Below are 4,242 nucleotides of genomic sequence, written 5' to 3' on the forward strand. Positions count from 1 at the left end.
GGGGTCCGCTTCGTCGACGAGCGCGCGGCCTGAATCCCGATCGCTCCGGCTGAATCGGCTGGCCGGCAACGGTTTACCGGGATTCGCTCGATCTGGGACGCATATGGAATCCGTATTGCACCTGAAAGCGTCGGGATTGATCCGTCAGCGTAGGCGGGGAGCGCGTCAGACCCAGAAGGCGCCCGCCGTCGTCAGGATGCCGCCGGCTGCGATGGCGACCGCATAGGGCAGGCTCGGCTGCCGGCGGCGCAGGCTGACCGGCTTCACGAGATGCCAGAAGATGAAGACGACGGCCATCAGGCCTCCCGCGAGCACGGTCGTCACGATGTAGGGCCCGAGCGCGGCCGCGCCGAGCCAGAGGGTGCCGGCGGCGAGCAGCTTCACGTCGCCGCCGCCGAGCAGGCCGTAGCGGAAGGCCACGGCCGCGAGGCTGAAGACGGCGACCGCCGCGCCGAGATCGAGTGCCGCGGTCAGCATGCCTTCTCCGCCGGCCAGCCCCACGCCGATCCGGGCCAGGCCGAGGAGCGCCAGCGCGATCGACACCGGGTTCGGGATCCGGCGGCTGAACGCGTCGCTCAGCGCGGCGGCGAGAAAGAGCGCGATGGCAGCGGCGGCGAGGACGAGCGCCATTTGCGAGTCTCCGAACCATGCGCCGCCCGGTCCGGCCGCGCCGCCGCGAGCTTGACCGCGACAGGTTTCCGAGAGGTAACCGAGGAGCGTCTCTACCTATGCGCTAAAATCTGTGGAAAAATACAACCGTAATGATATGCTGCGCGCGGCGAGGTCAAGCACGAGGCGAGTAGCGATGGCCACAAATCATAATCGGTACAGATTTTTGGCGGCCGGCATTGCCGCGATGTCGCTGCTTGCGGGCTGCTCCGACGGGAGCGGCTTCAAGAGCGCGAGCGGGACCTCCTCGACCCGGCTGGCCGACCGGTCGGCGGCGGCGGGCGACTTCCAGACCGCGGAGGCGCTCTACCGGCAGGCCTTCGAGGCGAATCCGAACTCGATCGACGCCCTCGTCGGCCTCGGGCGCAGCTACGCCGGCATGGGCCAGTACGCGCGCGCCGAGCAGGCGCTGAACGAGGCCAACCGGCGGCGGCCGAAGGATCCGGACGTGCTGCTCGAGCTCGCCCGCACGCAGATGAGCGCGGGACAGCCGCAGGCGGCGCTGGCCAATCTCGACATCGCCGCCGCCAAGCGGCCGCGCGACGTCCGGATCACCACCGCCCGCGGCATCGCCCTCGACCGGCTGAGCCGCCATGCCGAGGCGCAGGCGACCTATCGCGAGGGCCTGAAGCGCGACCCGACCGACTTTGCGCTCAACAGCAACCTCGGGCTGTCGCTCGGCCTCTCCGGGCAGACCGACGCCGGGATCCGGATCCTGCAGGAGCTGGTGCGCGACGGCAAGGCGAACGCGACGACCCGCGGCAACCTCGCGCTGGTCTACGGCCTGGCCGGTCGCGAGCGGGAGGCGAAGGCGACGCTCGCGGGCGACCTCAGCTCCGGCGCCATCCAGAATAATCTCGCCTACTACCGCGAGCTCCGCGCGATGCTGCGCAGCGGCAAGCCGATCGGCAACCTGAGCCAGCCGCCGCAGGTCGCCAGGGAGCGGGCCGCGAAACCCGATCCGCTGAGCGCGATCGTTCCGGTCGAGCCGGCGGCGATCGCGCTGCCGCAGGTCGCTACCCTGCCGGAGCCGGCGGCACCCGCGAAGCCCGCCGCTGCCGCGCCGATCGCGCCGCAGCCGTCGCCCGTGCCGGTCGCGGCGAGCGAGGCGTCTCCCCCCCTGCCGAGCTTCGTGCCCGCATCGGGCGTCATCAGCACCGGCATCCTTCCCGAGCGGGCGGAGAAGACGAAGGTGCCGGCCGCGCTGCCGACGACGCCCGGCGAGTAGGCGGAAGGGGCGGTGGCCGGGAAAGGCCGCGGCTACTGCCCCATGCCGATGAAGTTGTCCATGATGTCGAGGATCGCCGGCCCGATCAGCACGATGAAGAGCGCGGGCAGGATGAAGAGCATCATCGGCACGGTCATCGTCGCCGGCAGCCGTCCCGCCTTCTCCTCCGCCCGCATCATCCGCTCGTTGCGCTGCTCCTGGGAGAGCACCTTGAAGGCGCGCGCGAGCGGCGTGCCGTACTTCTCCGCCTGGATCATCGTGTTCGCGAAGGCGTTGACCGAGGGCAGCGGCGCGCGCTCCGTCAGGTTCTCGAGCGCCTGCCGCCGCTCGGGCATGAAGGCGAGCTCGAGCGCCGTCTGGTTCAGCTCCTCGCTCAGCGCCGAGGCGTTGCGCCCGGTCTCCGCCACCACCCGCTTCAGCGCCGCGTCCGAGGCGAGCCCGGCCTCGGTGCAGATCACCAGCATGTCGAGCGAGTCGGGCAGCGCCTTGCGGATGCTCTCGAGCCGCTTTGTCCGCACGTTCTTGACGAAGAGATCCGGCAGCTTGCTCCCGAGCAGCGCCGCCGCCATCACCGCGGCGAGATCGACCATCGGCCCCTTGTCGAGTGGGTGCAGCCCGTAGACGTAGAGCGCCGCGCCGGCCAGGAAGACGAGCGGCGTCACCAGCTTGAAGAAGGTATAGACGACGATCGCGTCGCGCGAGCGGAAGCCGCCGCTGACCAGCAGCTTGCGCGTCTCCTCGACCTGCCGCCCCTTCATGATCGAGAAGCCCCTGGTCGAGGCCCGCATGACGGCCAGCGCCCCCTGCTGGAGCTGCTGGTTCTTCGCCGGCTTCGCCGCGCCCAGCGTGCTGACCCGCCCGGCGCGCTTGCCGGTCGCCGTCCGCACCCGCTGCAGCCGCGCCCGCTTCTCGACCAGCCAGTGGCTCGCGCCCGCCACCAGCAGCAGGCAGGAGAGCAGGGCGGAGAGGCCGAGGACGGCAATGGGGGACATGGGCTCGCTCCTAGATCTCGAACTGGGTCATCCGCCACATGACGAAGGCGCCGACGCTGATCGAGGCGAGCCCGGCGAGCAGCATGATCCGCCCGCGCGGGTCGGTGAAGAGCGGCATCACATAGTCCGGGCTCATCATCATCAGCAGCCCCAGCATCATGAAGGGCAGCGCCCCGATGATGAGCGCGCTCGCCTTGGCCTCGGACGAGATCGCCTTGATCTTGAGCTTCATCCGCTCGCGCGCGCGCAGCAGCCCCGCGAGGTTGCCGAGCGCGTCGGACAGGCTGCCGCCGGTCTCCACCTGGATGGCGATCGAGATGGCGAAGAAGTCCATCTCCGGCTTGTCGATCACCCGCGCCACCCGCCAGAGCGCCCCGTCGAGCGTCTCGCCGAGCATCACCCGCTCGCTGATGGCGCGGAAATGCCCGCCGACCGGATCCTCGTACTCCTGCCCGACGCCGGCAATGCACTCGATGACCGGCAGGCCGGAGCGGATGCCGCGGATGATGGTGTCGAGCGCATCCGGCAGCTGCTTCATGAAGCGGTTGGCCCGCCGCCCGCCGCGGAACTTCACGAAGCGGTCGACGAGCAGCATGCCGGTGAGCAGCCCCGGCAGCAGCGTCACGTAGATCGGCCGCCCGAGCGCCAGCATCATCAGCACCGCGATCACCACGCCGACCGCGAGCGAGATGGCGACGAAGCTGCCCACCGACCATTCGAGCGCCGCCCGGCGGAAGTTCGCCCGCAGCCGGGAGGTGTCGAGCAGCGGGATGAAGCGCGCCAGCGCCTCGGTCAGCTTCACGACGAGGTTCGAGTCCTGCTTCTGGCGCACCAGCATCAGGCGCGCCTCCTCCATGTCGAGCCGCCCCGACATCCGCCGCCGCCCGACGCGGGCCAGCCGCTTGCGGTGCCGGGCCTGCATCTTCAGCACGACGGTCAGCACGAAGAGCCCGAGCCCGATCGCCACCGCCACCGAGGCGATGAAGATCGCGGCGGCGACGACGAGATCTAGCGACACCCCATCGCCTCCATCAGCCGCGTGCCGAGGCCGAAATACTCCGCCCGCGGCATGAAGTGTGGACGCAGGTTCGAGCACTCGAACCGCCCGGCGACGCTGCCGTCGCTGGTCTCGCCCTCGTAGTGGAACTTGAACAGGTCCTGGGTGGTGACGACCTCGCCCTCCATGCCGGTGATCTCGGTCACCTGGGTGATCCGCCGCATGCCGTCGCGCATGCGGCTGATCTGCACGATCATGTGGATCGCCGACTGGATCTGCTCGCGCACCGCCTCGGCCGGCAGCTTGAAGCCGGCCATCGCCACCATGTTCTCGAGCCGCGTCAGCGCGTCGCGCGG

General features: G+C 70.2%; 4 protein-coding genes and 1 pseudogene. 1 reads left to right on the plus strand and 4 read right to left on the minus strand.

What is annotated here, in order from left to right; translation table 11 throughout:
• Positions 1 to 165 precede the first annotated feature (165 nt).
• Entirely contained in the window at positions 166 to 630 is a 465-nt protein-coding gene (locus Q0112_RS15975; protein WP_297976971.1) for a prepilin peptidase, read from the minus strand.
• A 226-nt stretch (positions 631 to 856) separates the two neighbouring features.
• Here Q0112_RS15975 and Q0112_RS15980 point away from each other — a divergent pair, with 226 nt between their 5' ends.
• Positions 857 to 1,897 carry a tetratricopeptide repeat protein gene (locus Q0112_RS15980; RefSeq protein WP_297976972.1) on the plus strand — a complete coding sequence of 347 codons (1,041 nt, stop codon included), beginning with the start codon at positions 857 to 859 and terminating at the stop codon, positions 1,895 to 1,897.
• A gap of 32 nt (positions 1,898 to 1,929) precedes the next feature.
• Here the strand turns inward: Q0112_RS15980 and Q0112_RS15985 are convergent, their stop codons facing one another.
• The 3 genes and pseudogenes from Q0112_RS15985 to Q0112_RS15995 all read right to left on the minus strand — a co-directional run.
• Positions 1,930 to 2,889, minus strand: a complete 960-nt coding sequence (locus tag Q0112_RS15985; protein ID WP_297976973.1) for a type II secretion system F family protein — start codon at positions 2,887 to 2,889, stop codon at positions 1,930 to 1,932.
• A 10-nt stretch (positions 2,890 to 2,899) separates the two neighbouring features.
• The gene (locus Q0112_RS15990) at positions 2,900 to 3,907 is read right to left on the minus strand and encodes a type II secretion system F family protein (protein ID WP_297976974.1); all 1,008 of its coding nucleotides are present in this window, start codon (positions 3,905 to 3,907) and stop codon (positions 2,900 to 2,902) included.
• Positions 3,898 to 4,242: pseudogene (locus Q0112_RS15995) on the minus strand (CpaF family protein); the annotation flags it as partial. The gene Q0112_RS15990 and the pseudogene Q0112_RS15995, both read right to left, overlap by 10 nt.

Source organism: uncultured Amaricoccus sp. (assembly GCF_937858865.1).
GTDB lineage: Bacteria > Pseudomonadota > Alphaproteobacteria > Rhodobacterales > Rhodobacteraceae > Amaricoccus.